At 46.0% G+C, this 16,896-nt stretch carries 13 protein-coding genes; 7 read left to right on the forward strand and 6 right to left on the reverse strand.

Annotated features, from left to right (window positions below):
• Positions 1-82 precede the first annotated feature (82 nt).
• On the forward strand, positions 83-685 hold the full coding sequence (locus tag DOM22_RS04715; protein ID WP_142699269.1) for a hypothetical protein: 603 nt from the start codon (positions 83-85) through the stop codon (positions 683-685).
• 54 nt (positions 686-739) lie between these two features.
• On the opposite strand, the gene DOM22_RS04720 is transcribed toward DOM22_RS04715, so the two are convergent.
• From DOM22_RS04720 to DOM22_RS04730, 3 genes are all read right to left on the reverse strand, one after another.
• Positions 740-1,129 (reverse strand): hypothetical protein, encoded by a 390-nt coding sequence (locus DOM22_RS04720; RefSeq protein ID WP_142699270.1) that lies wholly within the window; start codon positions 1,127-1,129, stop codon positions 740-742.
• Positions 1,130-1,180: 51 nt separating this feature from the next.
• On the reverse strand, positions 1,181-2,230 hold the full coding sequence (locus tag DOM22_RS04725; RefSeq protein WP_246845847.1) for a BON domain-containing protein: 1,050 nt from the start codon (positions 2,228-2,230) through the stop codon (positions 1,181-1,183).
• Positions 2,231-2,340: 110 nt separating this feature from the next.
• Complete coding sequence (locus tag DOM22_RS04730) at positions 2,341-3,423, reverse strand: hypothetical protein (protein WP_142699271.1); 1,083 nt, start codon at positions 3,421-3,423, stop codon at positions 2,341-2,343.
• 126 nt (positions 3,424-3,549) lie between these two features.
• Between DOM22_RS04730 and DOM22_RS04735 the strand changes: the two genes are divergently transcribed.
• Positions 3,550-4,881, forward strand: a complete 1,332-nt coding sequence (locus DOM22_RS04735) for an amidohydrolase family protein (RefSeq protein WP_142699272.1) — start codon at positions 3,550-3,552, stop codon at positions 4,879-4,881.
• On the opposite strand, the gene gltS is transcribed toward DOM22_RS04735, so the two are convergent.
• Positions 4,865-6,046: a sodium/glutamate symporter gene (gene gltS, locus DOM22_RS04740; protein ID WP_142699273.1), complete on the reverse strand. Its 1,182-nt coding sequence runs from the start codon at positions 6,044-6,046 to the stop codon at positions 4,865-4,867. The two genes, DOM22_RS04735 and gltS, sit on opposite strands and share 17 nt — an antisense overlap.
• 90 nt (positions 6,047-6,136) lie before the next feature.
• Between gltS and DOM22_RS04745 the strand changes: the two genes are divergently transcribed.
• The 4 genes from DOM22_RS04745 (at position 6,137) to DOM22_RS04760 (ending at position 11,471) form a co-directional block, all read left to right on the forward strand.
• Positions 6,137-6,493: a hypothetical protein gene (locus DOM22_RS04745; protein ID WP_142699274.1), complete on the forward strand. Its 357-nt coding sequence runs from the start codon at positions 6,137-6,139 to the stop codon at positions 6,491-6,493.
• 93 nt (positions 6,494-6,586) lie between these two features.
• Positions 6,587-7,873, forward strand: coding sequence for a TolC family protein (locus DOM22_RS04750; RefSeq protein WP_142699275.1), 1,287 nt, complete (start codon positions 6,587-6,589; stop codon positions 7,871-7,873).
• Positions 7,873-8,316 (forward strand): hypothetical protein, encoded by a 444-nt coding sequence (locus DOM22_RS04755; RefSeq protein WP_142699276.1) that lies wholly within the window; start codon positions 7,873-7,875, stop codon positions 8,314-8,316. Before DOM22_RS04750 ends, DOM22_RS04755 begins: the two co-directional genes overlap by 1 nt.
• An 8-nt stretch (positions 8,317-8,324) precedes the next feature.
• Positions 8,325-11,471: an efflux RND transporter permease subunit gene (locus DOM22_RS04760; RefSeq protein WP_142699277.1), complete on the forward strand. Its 3,147-nt coding sequence runs from the start codon at positions 8,325-8,327 to the stop codon at positions 11,469-11,471.
• Positions 11,472-11,528: 57 nt separating this feature from the next.
• Here the strand turns inward: DOM22_RS04760 and DOM22_RS04765 are convergent, their stop codons facing one another.
• Together DOM22_RS04765 and DOM22_RS04770 are read right to left on the reverse strand one after the other, a co-directional pair.
• Positions 11,529-14,651, reverse strand: a complete 3,123-nt coding sequence (locus tag DOM22_RS04765) for an efflux RND transporter permease subunit (RefSeq protein ID WP_142699278.1) — start codon at positions 14,649-14,651, stop codon at positions 11,529-11,531.
• A 126-nt stretch (positions 14,652-14,777) separates the two neighbouring features.
• Positions 14,778-15,929 (reverse strand): hypothetical protein, encoded by a 1,152-nt coding sequence (locus DOM22_RS04770; protein ID WP_246845848.1) that lies wholly within the window; start codon positions 15,927-15,929, stop codon positions 14,778-14,780.
• A 170-nt stretch (positions 15,930-16,099) separates the two neighbouring features.
• Here DOM22_RS04770 and DOM22_RS04775 point away from each other — a divergent pair, with 170 nt between their 5' ends.
• Positions 16,100-16,894: a hypothetical protein gene (locus DOM22_RS04775; protein ID WP_142699279.1), complete on the forward strand. Its 795-nt coding sequence runs from the start codon at positions 16,100-16,102 to the stop codon at positions 16,892-16,894.
• Positions 16,895-16,896: the final 2 nt, after the last annotated feature.

The raw sequence follows: 16,896 nt of genomic DNA on the forward strand, positions 1-16,896 counted from the left end.
TTGGGAGCTTAGAGGATTTTGATTAGTAATCAAAATAAGATAGTGAAGTCGATTTTAGGACAAACAATCAAAGGAGATTGAAATGAAGGTTTTCAAACTAGCTCTTAGTATTCTTGCGTCTGCCGCGATTTCGCATGTGGCTCATGCCGCCGCCGACTACTCTGATTCTGCAGCTAATGAAATGCAAAAAACGGGGCCTAACACTCTTGAAAGAATGGGCTCTGTAGAGGCACGCGCGCAGGTAGTTAAGATCGATAAAAAATCTCGCGAGATTACTTTCAAGACGGAGGACGGCCAAAACGTAACGGTTGTTGCAGGGCCTGAAATCAGAAATTTTGATCAAATTAAAAAAGGCGACACACTTAAAGTGAACTACATGGAATCGTTGGTGCTAGAACTTAAGAAAAAAGTAAAAGCGGACAACGGCGTTGTTGCTTCAACAGATATTGTTCGTTCTGCGCCGGGTGAAAAACCAGGTGGTCAAGTTGTGCAGCAGCTTACTGCAACGGGCACAGTGACGAAAGTTGACAAAAAGAAACAGGAAGTAACGGTTAAGGGGCCGCGGCGTACTATTAGCTTCCACGTAAAAGATCAAAGCGTCCTTGATGAATTGAAAAAGGGCGATCAAATCGAAGCGAAGTACACAGAAGCATTGGCTGTTTCAGTTGAAACGATCAAACGCTGATTAAAGAGCGCTCTTGTAGAAACAAAACCCCGGTCTGCACCGGGGTTTTTTATTTTAGCGACCTGGAGGAGGTGAGCTTGGGTTGGGAGATCCCGGAGAGATCGAAGTTCCGCTGCCTGGCAGCTGATTTGTATTTGGCATGTTATTCGATGAGGGCGATGAGTTCGTATTCCAATTGCGATTCGAAGGATTGGAGTTGATGTTCTGCGAGTCTCTCATTGTGTCCGTATTGGTGTTGGTGGGGGCAGAAGCACTGCCGCTCATAGGATTTGGTTGAGTCAGGCCCGGATTAGTTTGACTCGGATTTGGATTGGTACCCTGATAAGTGCTGGGGTTTGCCATCTGTTGTTGTTGCTGAGTTCTGTAGGGATCGTTTTGAGAAGTCTGAGCCCACGCGCAATTGGCCATTACAGTCAGAGCAGAAATTAGAGCTAAGGTTTTCATAGGCACTCCTATATAAAACGGTCCCGCTTTTATGCGGGACCCGAGTTGAACTTAGTGGTTCGGATTTTGAGTTGTGCTGCTCGCGCTAGAGCCTGCGCGCTTTCCCGAGGAAGACCCCTTAGTCGAAGATGTGCCTCCGTCTGTGCTGGATTCACTTTGTGAAGAAGATGAAGACCAGTCATGAGTGGATTCTTTTTGTACGCGGATGTTGTTCGTGACTTCTTTCACCGATGACACACGTTCTGCCAAATCTTCAGCCATGTGTTTCATACGACGTTCATTTACAGTTCCTGACAAGGTGACTTCGCCATTTTTAACTTCAACTTCGATGTCATTGGCATCGATTTCAGAGTGACGAGTCAGCATCTCACACACATCTTCTTTGATGCGGTCGTCTGAACGAGTATAAGATTTTGGGCCACGTCCTTCAAAGCTTGCGCTGCTTGAGCTGCGGCGCGCCTCATCGCGGTCTTGTCCACCACGAGAAGATCCATAGCTGTCTTCACGTAGACGATCGCCCCGGCCGGAATAGGATTGGGAGCCGGAATAGTCACGGTCTGAATAACTTTGAGAACTATAGTCTCTGCCATAGCTGCCATAGCTTGGTGAAGAATCCGACTCTCTGTCTTCATTGCTGCCGAAGCGTGAACTTTCATTACGGTCCATGTTATTGCGATCCCATCCGCGGTCGCTGCGATAGTCACCACGATCTGTACGAGAATCACGGCTAGATCCACTCATGCGGTTGCGATTATTGTAATCGCGGCTGATGTTGGCGTTGGTGTCATAATCACTGGTTGCTTGCCAGTTGTTGGAATAGCGATCTTCGTTTGAGCTATAACGGTCGGTCCCGTAACGAATGTCGCCGCGATTGCTGCCACGGCCATAAGCGCCGCGTGTACCGCCTTCAAAGTCCCAGTCGCGACGGCTGCTGGAGCCTTCCATATTATAGTCGCGGGCACTTTCATCTTCATTGTAGCTTGAGAAGTTGCCACGTTGTGAATCTCTGTCGCCACTCCAACGGGATTCATTTCGGGAAGAATAGGATCCTTGTGAAGAATAAGGGCGGCGGCTTTCATTTCTATTTGATTTATTGTGCATAAATACTCCTTTTTTGTTGGAGTATCTAAGATCTACCTCAAGATTCTATCTGCCAATTCCGGTTGTTCAAATACAGCGATTCCCTTGGAGATTTGAAGAAATCGCAAATGCTAGATAGCAATGATATTGCGAATCCAGGGCTGACGTAATTTTCCGCGACCAATTTCGATGCGAACTTTACTGCCCAGTTGCAACTGATCATATAGTTCCGAAGAAATCGTAATATCCAGGGGGAGCGGAAGTTCTTGTGGAGGATTGGTCGGAGAAATTTGAATGTGATAGGTGATGTAATGCCTGCCGCGCCGGCGACGATGCATCTGCGTATAGTGTCCTTCGACGGAAGCTTCAATCGTTGTGCTGGCTGAGCGATCCATATGAATATTGATGTCAGAGAAAAGGGCAATGCCGCCGATGGGAATGCTGAAAGCTAAAATCAATACACCTTCAATAATGATTCTATGTCCACGTGAAGATCCTTTAAAAACTGAAAGAATCAAAACGATCAGACTGAGAGATAAAAATCCTGTGAATAGCAAAGCCACTTTTGCCATCGCATTGGTGTTTAAATAAACGTCTTCATGAAGTGTCGTCCATTGTAATAGGCTAGATAAGCTGTATCCTGCGAAACCCCAGATCAAGGCTTCTGATATAAGAGCTTTGATAAAAAACGGGTCAAATTCTTTAGGTTGTTTTTGAATTTCTTCAAGCTGTTTAGAAAGAGCAGCCAGGAGATTCGCCGAGTTCACATCCACACGGTGGTCGCCTCGGAAGTGGACTCGCAAAAGATTTCCATCGCCAAAAATATATTCACAGCCATTATTAAACAGCTCCAGAATCAGACGACGTGCTTCACGGTCTTGCTGAATCTTGCGCATAAAGGAAGAGCTGTCGGAGGCAATGTAAACCAAGTCATCGAAAGTTAAGTCCTGCGTCTGGATTTCGTCAGCCAGCCCCCAGTTTTTAAAAAAGCGGTCCATCTTGGATTCCCGAGTGAGCTTAAAGATGACTTTGCTCGGGAAAACGCGATTCCAGGATGTGGCTTGGACTGTGCCACTTTTATTCGTCATCACATTGGTGAAGAGTTCTATGCCATCATGCATAGATTTATTGTCTGCCACGACTTTGATTCTGCGATTGCTATAGCGGATCGCAAACGTCACAGCGCTAAAAAAAAGTTTAAGTAGGAGCCACATGGGTCAATTGTATTCTGTTTTATGTGAAGTACGAAGCAAAACTTGTCTTTTAAAACTTTCAACAGCAGGGATACAGGTCTTTTCACTCTTCTTTTATAATTAACTTTTGTATGAAAGGGGATTCCCATGCGCTTGAAGGTCACGGTTCTATTTTTGGCGATTTTTTTTGCGGCTTGCTCCCATAAATCTGAGCCCAGACAATTCTTTGGAGAGAATTTAACCATTCTTAAAGGTGCGCGACTGATTGACGGGATGGGAACACCCGCCCGTTATAATGTGAATATCATCTTAAAGGAAGATCGAATTAAAGCCATCTTGGATGCGAAAGAACCACTCCCAACGCGAACCAAAGTGTTTGAGTTAGAGGGTAAGACGATCATGCCGACCCTCATGTCCTCACACGTCCATTTAGGAATGACAAACGGAGTGCAGTCGGGGTCGCGCCAAATCAATGAGGTGAACGATCTTCGTCAGCTTTATAAGTTTTCAAAATACGGAGTGGGGACTGTTCTTTCCATGGGAACAGACTTGGATGTGATTTATAATATCCGCGCGAACAGTCAAAAAACTGACAGCACATTGCCTTTGGTTTTAACTGCGGGACGTGGTTTTGGAGTTCCTGCGGGGGCGCCACCAGCGGCGATGGGTATCGATCAGGTATATCGACCTAAAAATGTCTCGGAAGCACGTAAGCAAGTTAAGGAGCTTGCGCTTAAAAAGCCCAACGTAATCAAAATCTGGGTAGATGACTTTGATCATTCTATGAAAAAGAAAATGGATCCGCAAATCTATCAGGCTATTATTCAAGAAGCGCATGCCGCTAAAATTCCGGTCGTTGCCCACGTTTATTATCTGGAGGATGCAAAGCTGCTGGCTCAAGCGGGAGTCGATGTCTTTGGACACAGCATTCGTGACCAACCTGTCGACATGGAGCTGATGTCTTTGATGAAGTTGCACAATATTGCTTACATTCCCACTCTCGCGCTGGATGAAGCGGGATATGTATTCGCAGAAAAGCCAGTCTGGATGAAAGATGAATTTTTCCGCGCGGCCTTGGATCCCGGTGTAGAGGATTGGATCGCGAAAAACTACAAATCCAAAGCCACGTCTCGTGAAGATCTAAAAATGGCGATGAAAAACGTGATGACTCTATTTAAATCTGGCATCGTTGTAGGTCTTGGAACTGATTCCGGCGCTAACTTGCAACGCATTCAAGGATTTTCTGAACACCGGGAGTTGCAATTGTTGGTAGAGGCGGGGATGACTCCGGTAGAAGCCATTCGCGTCGCCACTGTTAATAACGCCAACATTTTAGGAATTGCCAAAGATTATGCGGGAATCGCAGAAGGAATGAAGGCGAACCTTTTGATTTTGGATGCGGATCCTTCGGAAGACATCGCTAACACTCAAAAGATTCACTCAGTCTTTATTAACGGTAAACTTATCGAAAGACGTTAAGGCAGAAAGTGATGGCCCCGGCATTAATGAAGTCAATAAAGCAGGATCCCACCAAGGGTACGATAAGAAATGCTTTTGGTGCGGGTCCGTATTTCTGAGTAAGAGATTGCATATTGGCCATCGCATTTGCGGTCGTGCCCATCATAAATCCAGTATAGCCAGCCGCTATCACCGCAGATTCATAATTATTTCCGGCAATCCACATGACGGGACCCAATGCCGTCAATACGACTAACAGAGTTTGTACAATTAAGAATATCAGGATGGGGCCTGCTGCATTTTGCAACTCTTCCAGTCTTAAGCTCATGATGGCCATCGCGATAAACAGGGTCAGAGAAACCGAACCGATTTCCTCGATCCATTCTGATTTGATTTTGAAAAACGATGTTGCATCTTCAATATTTCTAAATACAGCGGCGATCACCATTGAACCGATGTAGATAGGCAAGGTCACGCCCCAAGAACTGATCCAAGAGCTGAGAGTTGTACCTAATCCCAGGATAAGACAAAGACCCAAAGCATGGAATAAAAGGTCGCGACCCGGTACAAACTTTAAAAGTTGGGATTCATCGACTTTAACATCTTCGGTCGATTTGTTGCTTTCTAAATTTCTTTTGTTGATCAGATAGGTCGCCAAGGGCGCGCCCACCAGCCCACCCAAGACAATTCCGCCCATAGCTGTGGTAAGGCCAATCACCGATGCGTTTTCAATTCCAAGCGCTGCAAACGAAGGTGCAAATGCCAATGCCGTCCCCGGGCCACCTGTTAAAGCCACGGGGCCTGTCAAAACTCCCACCAGAGGATTCAGGCCCATGATTTTTGCGGCACTCATTCCGGCAATGATTTGTAAGGCCAACCCGCCCACGGCCAATAACAGAAAATACAGAACACCGCGGCCCCCTTTCTTGAGTAACTTAAAAGAAGCGGCATAACCGACAGAGGCAAAGAAGGCGATCATCAGGGTTGTCTCAAAAGTTTTATCGAACTCGATGGAAAATAAGTTCTGAGACTTTAAAAATGAAATGACTAGTGCCACTAGCAAGCCACCAATCACCGGAGACGGCAGATTGTACTCATCTATAAAGTGGAACTTGGCTTTTAAATAGCGACCAAAATAGACCACAAGGGCTGCAATAGCGACTGTTTGAAGGGCTGTAAAACTCATATTTCAAGGCTATTCTCTGTCTGAGTCGCTGTCCAGTGTGCATTGCGGTAATGGGTTTACAACACTTAAGAAACGACATAGATTGGAATAATGATTCGCGCTTTATCCATTCAGTTGATGATTTTAATCAGCCTCTTCAGTGCTTGGAGTGTCGGCTACGCGTCTCAAATTGATGACTGTTGCATCGAGCGACTGTCGCAGTCCACTGAATCTCATGTTTCTGAAACTAAAAGCAAAGCAGTTGCAACTATTGCTGCTCATCCTGATGATTGTGCCGCCCGTTGCGATGACTGTGTTATCTGCCAGAGCCAATGTAATCAACACGGTGTAGTTACCTTTGTGACGCCAGAGTTCGGATTCGACCTCGCACAGTCCCATGATGTTAAGTTTATTCATTCCTACTCTGATATTGATCCAACGGTTCTGAAAGAACCTCCCCGAGCATAGCTCTACTCGCGGCTTTTTCGGCCGTTTTATTTCCTCATAATTTAAACAGTATTCAGTCTGCGTTTATAAACGTCAGATTTCTGGAGTTATATAATGATATTCCTTGTTAAAAGGCCTCTCGTGGTGGCCTTATTTGTAGCCCTTGTTTTAATGGATGTTCGTGCCTATTCTGCGAACGAGCAGAAAGAGGCCGGCCACCATCAGCATGGCAGTCATCCAGAATGTCCCATTCCTCAATCTGCGACAGATATTCTAAAGTGTGCCAGCGAAAATCACCCCAAGATCCGCGCAGCCCAACTGAATGAACAGGTGCAAAGCGGAGTTGAAAAAAAAGAAGGGCAAATTTCCAATCCCAGCTTAAACCTGGAATCTGTGTCCGGAGATATGGGAAATGTCTCTCGCAAAGAAACCAAAATATCCCTGATACAGCCATTGGAAATTGGTGGCGCGCGCGGAGCGCGAATCGATCTTGCCAAGGCAAATACTTTTTTGAGTCGTGCGGAATTCGAAGAGGTCCGTGCCGATGTTATGATTGAAACGGTAATAAATCTTTATCGATTATCGCAATTGAAACTTCAGGCCGAAAGCAGCGAACGCACGATACAAGCTTATCAAGGTAGTATCTCATCCTTAAAGCGGCGCGCAGCACTTTCGCCAGAGCAGAAAGTTTCTCTCTCTGTTTTTCAAATGGCCTTATCAGAGGCGAAACTGCGCAGGCTTTCGATCACCGAAGAACAGCGATCCTTGTCTCACTATTTCCATATGGCGACAGGAAATTCCTATGACGAAATCAAGGGGGTATTGCCAAGCCAGTATAAGTGGCCCACCTTGACAGAATCTGCGGAAATTAGATCTCCCGCCAAAGCGAAAGCCCTTGCCGGGAAAATGGCGGCCGAAGCGCAGTTAAGCCAAGAACAAGCCAATTCATGGCCAGTGTTGGCGATTGGCCCGATGGTGCAAATGGAAGAAGAGGGCAGTGACAAGGCCAATCTCTATGGTCTGCAGCTAAGTTTTCCCTTGCCTCTGTTTAATGTGAATGGTGGAGGTCGCAAAGCTGCGCAATTGAATGTGCAGCGTTCCCAGGAAATTTTGAAGATCACAGAACGTGTTGAGTCTCATGAACGAGAAGAGATTTTGCACAACTATGAAGACAGTCTAAAAGCTCTGAAAGAAAGCCCCCAGTTTACGGACATTGATGAAGAAAATCGAAAAAATCAAAAGCTTGCCGGCAGCGGGTTGATTCCCGCCAGTCTTGCTATCGAAGCCCAGCGCTCCAATGCGGAGTTGCTTAAAACTTTGCAGGAAAGAGAACTAAAAACCCTGCAAGCACTTTGGACCATCTATAAGTTAGACGGTCGTATTATGACGGAGAGTTTATAATGAAATCATTTACACTGCTATTATCAGCTATTTTAATTTTCTCGGTGAATTCTGCTTTGGCATATAACACCAATAAAAGCGCAGAAAAAGAACATGAAGAACATCACGACGAACATGGTCACGAGGAAAAAGAAAAGTCTTTGAAAATTTCTGAAAAGGCGAAATCTCATTTAAAGATTGAATTCACGAATGTCGTTGGCAAAAGTCCCTGGACACTGCCGCGTACAGCCCTGGTTCAGGTGAAAGATCGCTCTGGAATTTACAAAAAACACGGTGACACTTTGGAGTTTGTGGAAATTCAATTGGTAAAGTCCGATAAAGAGAAAATCACCTTTACCACCATAGATCTTCATACAGGGGATGCGGTGGTCGTTCAGGGAACTCAATTTATCCGAATCATCGAGTCAGAGCTTAACTCTGAACCCGCAGGTCACGGCCACTAGGAGACAGTATGATTTCAAAATTGATTCGTCTGTCGATTTCCTATCGCTGGTTGGTGATCTTGATTACGGTCATCGTGGGCGTTTTTGGCTGGTATTCATTTACCAAGCTTCCGATTGATGCGGTTCCAGATATTACTAACACTCAGGTGCAGGTTAATACCCAAGTCGAAGCACTGGGACCGGAAGAAATTGAACGTGTTGTAACCCGCCCCGTTGAAACGGCGTTGAATGGAATTCCAGGGGTGACGGAAGTCCGTTCCTTGACTCGCTTTGGACTTTCTCAAGTGACAGTGGTTTTTGAAGATCGCACGGACATCTATCGCGCCCGCCAATGGGTCGCTGAAAGATTGCAAAGTGTGACTGATAAATTGCCCAAAGGGTCCAAAGTGGAAATGGGCCCCGTGACTTCGGGTCTGGGAGAAATTTATCACTATGTCATTGAGGCTGAAAAAGTTGAGACGGGGGAACGTCGTATCAAGCAATTGATGGAGCTTCGGGCTTTACAAGATTGGTACATCAAACCGCGACTTTTAAATGTTAAAGGTGTTGCCGAGGTGAATTCCATCGGCGGCTATGAAAAACAGTTTGTGATTTCGCCGAATCCGCAAAAGATGGCGGCGTATGGTCTGCACTTTGACGATTTTAAAGATGCTTTTGCCAACATTAATCAAAATGTTGGGGGCGGATATGTCGAGCAGACGGGCGACCAATTTCTGATTCAAGGAATTGGTATTTTTAAGTCTTTGGCTGATATTGAAGATGTGACGGTTAAGACCCTTGAAAATGGACGGGTTATCACTGTTCATGATGTGGCATCCGTGGGTATTGGCAAAGAGCTTCGCACTGGGGCGTCTCTACATAATGGTCGGGAAGTTGTTGTAGGCACAGTGTTGATGCTGTTGGGGGAAAACAGCCGCACGGTAGCTTTGCGTGTTTCTGAGCAAATGGAGCAAGTGAAAAAGTCTTTGCCCGAAGGTTATAAAATTGAAGTCGTTTACAATCGCTCGGAGTTGGTGAATGCGACCTTAAGCACTGTGGAGCATAATCTTTTGATGGGTGCTTTTTTGGTGATTCTGGTGCTTTTCATTTTGGTGGGAAATTTCCGCGCAGCTCTCATCACCGCGATCGTCATTCCTCTGTCTTTGCTTTTCACATTTATCCTAATGCGGCGATTTGGAATCTCGGGAAATCTGGTATCCTTAGGGGCCTTGGATTTTGGGATTATCGTCGATGGAGCGGTTATTGTTTTGGATAACTGTGTTCGCCATGTTCACGATAAAACTCAAGTATTGAAACGAAGCCTGACTCAATCCGAGTTGGATGACACCATTCACGAAGCGACAACAGAAATTCGCACCAGTGCAGGGTTTGGCGAGCTTATTGTAGTTGTGGTCTTTTTACCGGTCTTTGCCTTTGTGGGTATCGAAGGTAAGATGTTCATTCCAATGGCATCGACATTTATCTTTGCGATCTTAGGTGCTTTGATTATGTCCTTCACTTTCGTTCCCGCTCTGGCAACTTTGCTATTAAAAGGCAAAGTTGAAGACAAAGAACCATGGATCATGCGCAAGCTTTATACCTGGTATGAGCCCGCTCTTGCCTGGAGTTTGAAAACTCAACGTGCGATTGTGGCGGGTGCTATTATTGCGGTTGTTTTAGGGGGCGTGCTTTTCTCGAAACTGGGAGGGGAGTTCTTGCCTCAGTTGAATGAAGGCTCTTTGGCGGTGCAATTAATTCGTCCGGTATCGGTGGGACTTTCTCATTCTGTTGCGATGGAAGAAAAATCCCATGAAATCATTCAGTCTTTCCCCGAAGTCAAAGACGTGTTCGCACGTATAGGGACCGCCGAGATTTCGATGGACCCAATGGGACCCAATATCGCCGACACATTTGTGATGTTAAAACCAGTCAAAGAGTGGCCACGTATTGACGGTAAAAAGCGCACCAAAGATGAATTGGTCGCGGCCATACAAAAAGAGTTGCAAGAGAAAACACCTGGCCAAACTATTTTGATGAGCCAACCCATTCAATTACGGTTTAACGAATTGATGGAAGGAACTCGCGCCGATGTATCTTTGAAAATCTTTGGCGAAGACCAGGAAGTGCTTCAACAAAAAGCACAGGAGATTGTGGAGATTCTGGAAAAGATCGAAGGTTCCGGCGATGTCGAACTTGAAGGCAAAGGAATGGTCAATGTTCTGGAAGTTACTCCGGATCGCCAAGCTTTACGTAAGCTTGGACTCTCATCTGCGGAAGTCATGCAGACGGTGAGTCTTGCCATGGGCGGTGAGAAGTTGGGAGTTTTCTATGAGGGAGCTCGTCAGGTGCCGCTGGTGCTTCGATTGGATGAAGAACATCGGCAGGATTTAAATGCGATTAAGTCTTTGCCAGTGGGGGTGGGAACGAACTTAACGAAACCACTGCATACGGTGGCTAACATTGGGTTTAAGGAGTCCCACAGTTCTTTCAGTCGTGAACAGACACAGCGTCGATTGGCGATTTTAATTAATCCCCGAGGTCGCGACACCGAGGGCTTCGTCAAAGAAGCGCAAATCAAAGTCGCAGAAGCCGTCAAACTTCCGACAGGTTACTATGTGCAATGGGGTGGGAACTTTAAAAACCTGCAGGAAGCTAAATCCAGGTTGCTCTTGTTGGGACCATTGGCCTTGTTATTGGTCGTCTTGATGATCTTTGCCGCGTTCAAAAACTGGATTGAAACGGCGTTGATCTTCCTGTGTATACCACTTGCCCTGATCGGTGGGGTGCTTGGACTACTGATCGCAGGTTTGCCATTCAGTATTTCCGCGGGGGTTGGTTTTATAGCCCTCTCAGGAATCGCTGTATTGAACGGTGTGGTATTGGTCAGCTACTTTAATGAACTTCGTAAGAAAGGCGAAAGTGGGGAGAACCTGGTTAAAAAAGGTGCCTCCCTTCGCTTAAGACCTGTCTTGATGACGGCTCTGGTGGATATCTTTGGATTCTTGCCGATGGCAGTTTCGTCCAGCATGGGAGCGGAAGTTCAAAAACCTCTGGCATCAGTCATCATTGGTGGAATTATCAGTTCAACGCTTTTAACATTGATTGTTTTGCCGGTGCTTTATCGTGCAGCTGATAAAAAGAATTGGCTTAAACACACAGAGGCTGGTTCAAGGTAAGTCCGTACCTTTATCAAAAAAAAGGGAGCTCGTAATGGCTCCCTTTTTTTGTCGAAATTAAACCTCGGTCGCGTCGTGGCCGAATATTCTGTAATACTTCGCCATGAACCAAACCGAAAATCTGTGAACGTACAAGTGAAGCGCCGGGATCACATATAGTGTCAGCAACGTCGAACTGATCGTACCGCCGATAACAACGATACCTAAGCTAGTACGAGATTTAGAAGCCTCATTCAGGCCGATCGCGACAGGGATCATACCCGCAATCAAAGCCAAAGACGTCATGATGATCGGACGAAGACGGGTAAAGCCCGCATGCACTAAGGCATCTTTTGGAGTTTTACCTTCTTTTTGTTGCTCCATCGTCGAGTCGATCAACAAGATCGAGTTTTTCGTCGCCAGACCCATCAACATCACGCAACCAATCATCGAGAACAAGTCAAAGCTTGAACGCGTGATGAACAGACTTAGGAAGGCTCCGCAGGCCGCCAAAGGAATTACGGCCATGATCGTAAACGGAGTGATGAACGATCCGTACAAGCTTGCCAGAACCAGATAGATAAACATCACACCCAAGCCCATAGAGACCAGGATGTTTTGCATAAGCTCCGCAAAACGTTCTGCTTCACCCACGAAACTGAAAGTCACGCCTGCTGGTGGTTTTAATTCACCCTTCGTCAAGGCTGTTAGTTCCGTCATCACGCCACCGATACCTTTACCACCTGGAGTGATGTCGGCAGAAAGCTGGATGTAACGATTCCGGTTTTCACGCAAGATTTGGGACGGACCTTGGGACGCTTTCACTTCCGCGACGTTCGCCAATGGTACCAAGCGATTATTCAAGTTCGGAACTTTCAGGTTTCCGTACTCTTTTCGCAGGTCACGTTGATCTGGTTGCAGGCGAACACGTACGTCGTAGCTAACACCGTTTTCACGGTAGATCGCAGGTGTCAGGCCTTCGATCAACGTACGAAGCTCATTACCGATACTGGTTAAAGTCACACCGGACATTCTGGCGATATCGGGCTTCATTTTAATTTGGAACTCTGGTTTACCCACGCGGAATGAAGTATCCGGTTGGGACAAACTTGGGTTCTCTTTCAGTTTAGCTAAGACTTTGTTCGAGTATTCGATCAAAGCATTCATATCCTGACCGACGATGTTCACATTGAACTGACGGCTGTTTTGCTGACCCGGATTGTCGGTCACGATGATGTTATATTTCGCAAGCAAGTCTTTGTACTCCGTACGCAGGACTTCCTTCATTTGTGTCGTATTTTTCTTACGCTGCTTAGAGGGCACCAGGCGGATATACAAGTTCCCTTTGTGGGCTTCACCGTTGGAAGAACCAATTTGGGTTAGGACATCTTCGATCTCTTTGTGTTTTTTCAGTCGGTCCTCAAGAGTTCTGGCGACTTCATCCGTACCATCAAGGCTGGCACCAGGAGGGAGTTCGAACATCACAAAGAATTCACCGTTATCCTGCGGTGGCAAGAACGTGAATGGAACAAAGCGGGCGATAAAGATCGAGAAAATAAAGATTCCGACAGCCCCCAAGATAGTTTTCATGGGGTGAGCCAAGGACCATTTAAGTGATTTTACGTACTTTTCTTCCAAACGAGATTGGAAGCGGTCAAAAGCTTTCAAAGCTCTTTTGTTCCAAATACCAAATTTGGAAGTCGGCTCTGCATGTGAGTGAGAACCTGCAACGTATGCTGACAAAGCCGGGGCTACAAACAAACCGTCAAACAAGGATACGATCATCGCAAAACAGATGGTCAGACCGAACTGTTTAAAGAACTGACCAACGATACCTTCCAAGTTTCCGATCGGACCGAATACCGCAAGGATCGTTAGAGTTGTCGCGATAACCGCAAGAGTTACCTCTTGGGTACCCACAACAGCAGCTTTTTTGGGGGACATACCCGCTTCCAGTTTACGGAAGATGTTTTCCCGCACGACGATGGCATCATCCACCAGAAGACCTACCACCAACGACATCGCAAGCAAGCTCATGATGTTGATCGAGAATCCGAAGATACCCATCACGATACACGCACCCAACAGGGAGTTCGGCAAAGCGAAGCCCGTGATCAACGTGGATTTCATCGAGCCCAAGAAAAAATAAACCACGATGATCGTCAGGATAATTCCGAACAAAATCGATTCGTAAACGTCATAAACGTTATCACGGATTTTCTTGCTCGTATCTTGTGTGATTTTCATCGAAGCTGCAATGTTTTGATCCGTCAGCTGTTGATTGATTTTTGTTACTTTGGCGCGGATATCATCGGCCACTTTTACGGAGTTCGCACCGGATTGACGATAGATCGCAAAGTTCACAGATTTTTTTCCGTTCAAACGTGTGCGAGTGGACTCGTCTTGAAGAGTGTCGGTGATTTTACCCAAGGTGCTAATTGATACCGGGTGATAGACGTCAGCCAAGCGCAGAACTGTATTTCCGATTTCTTCAATAGACTGATATTGAGCAATCGTCCGGAAAGAGTACTGCGTATTGCCTTCGTCGATTTTACCTGCAGGAACGTTACGTCCACCGGATTGCAAAGCTCCATTGATGCTGGTTGCGGAAACGTCGGCTGCATTCAATTTATTGTAATCAAGACTCACGTGGATTTCACGCTTACGGCCCCCCAGGATCTCGACCTGACCCACTTGTGGGACTTGCTCGAACTGTGGAGAGATGACCTCTTTAGCTAAGTCATAGAGTTTGCCATCTTCCATATCTGAAAGAAGCGTGATGTACATGATCGGTGCATCGGAAGGGGAGACCTTACGGATAACCGGTTGGTCGATATCGTCGGGAAGTTCGCGCATGACGTTTTGAACTTTCGCGCGGACTTCTTGTTCTGCAAAGTTCAAATTTGTTTTCAAAGAGAACTCAACCATCACCACAGAAACGGAGTCCATGTTTTGCGAAGAAACTTTTTGCACGCCAGAGATTGTGGCAAGCTCATCTTCTAAAACCTTGGTGACTTCGGTTTCGATTTCCTGAGGACCCGCACCACCATAAGTCGTTTGTACAACAACTGTAGGGAAGGTGACGTCTGGAAACAAATCGATAGGAAGACCTTTTAATGAGATCAAGCCTAGCGTAAGCATCAGAATAACGATTGATAAGATAAAGACAGGTTGGCGAACGGAAAGTAATGCTGGTGACATAGTGGAGCGGAAACTATCAGGTCGCCGGAAAAAGACAACAGAATCTAAATTCAGGATCCAAAGCAAAATTGAAATCAGAAAGCCGATGTACTTGGCATTTACTTACCAGGGACAGTTAAAATCAAGCTATCGGCGGTTTCGGCAAAGTCCTTCGCGAACTTTATTCGGAGTGAAGTTATAGATCATAACTCCGCCGTCCTTAAGTAATCCTGATTTCAATTGATCCAGATAAAGTGGACGGCCGCCCATTTCGTCGGCATAGCCAAGTTTTCGGGATTCAAATGTTCCCTGAACACCTAAGCATCCAGCGGTAAAAGTGTAGGGGTTCCATCCATGAAGCAGAACGCCACGGCCATGTATGTCTTTATTACCTGCTTCCAGACCATCCAGCTCAATGCCGTCTTTGATGTTTGCGGAGCGAGGTGGGGCATATCTGCGCGTAACGACAGCTCCATTAGGTGTCTTTTGGGAGCTTGCGCCAGCTCCGAAACCGCCGGCCCCGCGGGAGACGGGAATGGGATTTTTATCGAGAACTTGAGCCACTTGACCTTGAGAATTAAAGAAATACATTTTTCCGGTCATCTCACCGTCGGCGAAGTCATTGAAAATGAAAGTGTCGGATGTAACTTTTCCGGAAGCTTTGTTTTTCTTGTAAGCCTCTAAGGCCATCTCAAGACCGCATTTGAATGTGGGATCGTTCTTAACTGAATCAGGAAGGTCTGCACACACATTGTCCTGGCCAGATAAGGTGCGATTGGTATTTGTTACCAACGCCGTTGACGCTGCTGCGGCAGAAGATTTTGGATCCGTGATGTCTGTTGGCGTAACTAACGATTTAGGTTTATCACCCATACCGAATAGATTTAGGAACCAATCGAAAAAGTTAAACTTACTGGATTGATACACCGGCGCATCGTAAGTCAAAGTACAAGTTCCTTTAGTGACGCAGCTTTGATCGGCCGAATTCAGTGAGGATTTGTTCAATACTAAATCTCCGCTCTTTGCGAGTGATTTTAAAGTCGTGGAATCGGCAGAGGTAGCATTGTTTTTAATGGATTTAACTTCATACAGTGAATCGTTGGAAACTGTTTTAAAGCCGGACTCGGTTGTGGAGTCGGTCTGGTTGGGATTAAAGAAAGTATTTTTATTCCCCACCGATTTAACTGAGATTTGCGAGCCTTTAGAAATGGCGCCGAGGGGTTGAATGGCACGATAAGTGGTTTGCGCAAAAGCCTGTGCGCTCAACAAGATAAGGAATGTACTGAGGATGAATTTCATAGCTTTAGTTCCTTTATTTTCTTAATCACCAATCGGTTTATTCAGAGTGTTCCTTTAGTAAACAGCGGACATCCTGGACTAAGGAATGAATCCAAACCAGGACCTCGACGATAGCCTGAATTCATCAAAGTTTGATCAAGCAAGAACCTCACAATTCCGAAGAGAAAGTCATGATTGCTCTTTGGTGTGTGATAGGTCTGATTCTTTCTGCCATATCGGTTTCGATGTTGGGGGCGGCATTTTCAATTGTCGGTCTTGCAGCATTGTTTTCCGGTGCAGCGACAGCCGTCATGTTGATGGCGGGATCGCTAGAGCTTTCTAAATTTGTCTTAGCAGCTTATCTGCATCAACGTTGGAATCATCTGAATGCCTTTCTTAAAACGTACCTAGTCAGTTCCGTAGTGATCTTAAGTGCAATTACATCACTTGGTATTTTTGGTTTTCTTTCTGATGCATATCAATCAGCCAGTACTGCTTTAACTGCAGAAGCGATCAAAGTGAGTTCTTTGAAAACTCAGCAGGCAAGTGCTCGCGCGGAAATTGATCGCCTAAATAAAGCCGTTGATGAAATCCCGGTTACGCGTGTAACGAAAAGAATCGAAACCCGCAAAGAAATCGAACCAGGCATCGCAGCACTGACGAAGCAAATCGAAAGCTTGCAAGTACAGATCACGCAAAGTGATTTGCATGTGATCGAGCTGAATAAAAAAGTCGGTCCTCTGGTGTTCATCGCCAAAGCTTTTAATTTAGAAATTGATACGGTTGTAAAATACTTGATCATGCTTTTTGTCTCGGTATTTGACCCGTTGGCGATCTGTCTGGTCATCGCGACCAGCGGTGCTTTGCAATCACGCCGCGAAGAAAAGGATCAACCCCCTCAGACTGATTCTGAACCGATTCCCACAGGCGACAATGCTGAAGTGGTGGAAATGCGCTTTGTCGACGACAAAGAGGCCGCGGGGTAGAC

The organism is Bdellovibrio sp. ZAP7, from assembly GCF_006874645.1.
Taxonomy (GTDB): domain Bacteria; phylum Bdellovibrionota; class Bdellovibrionia; order Bdellovibrionales; family Bdellovibrionaceae; genus Bdellovibrio.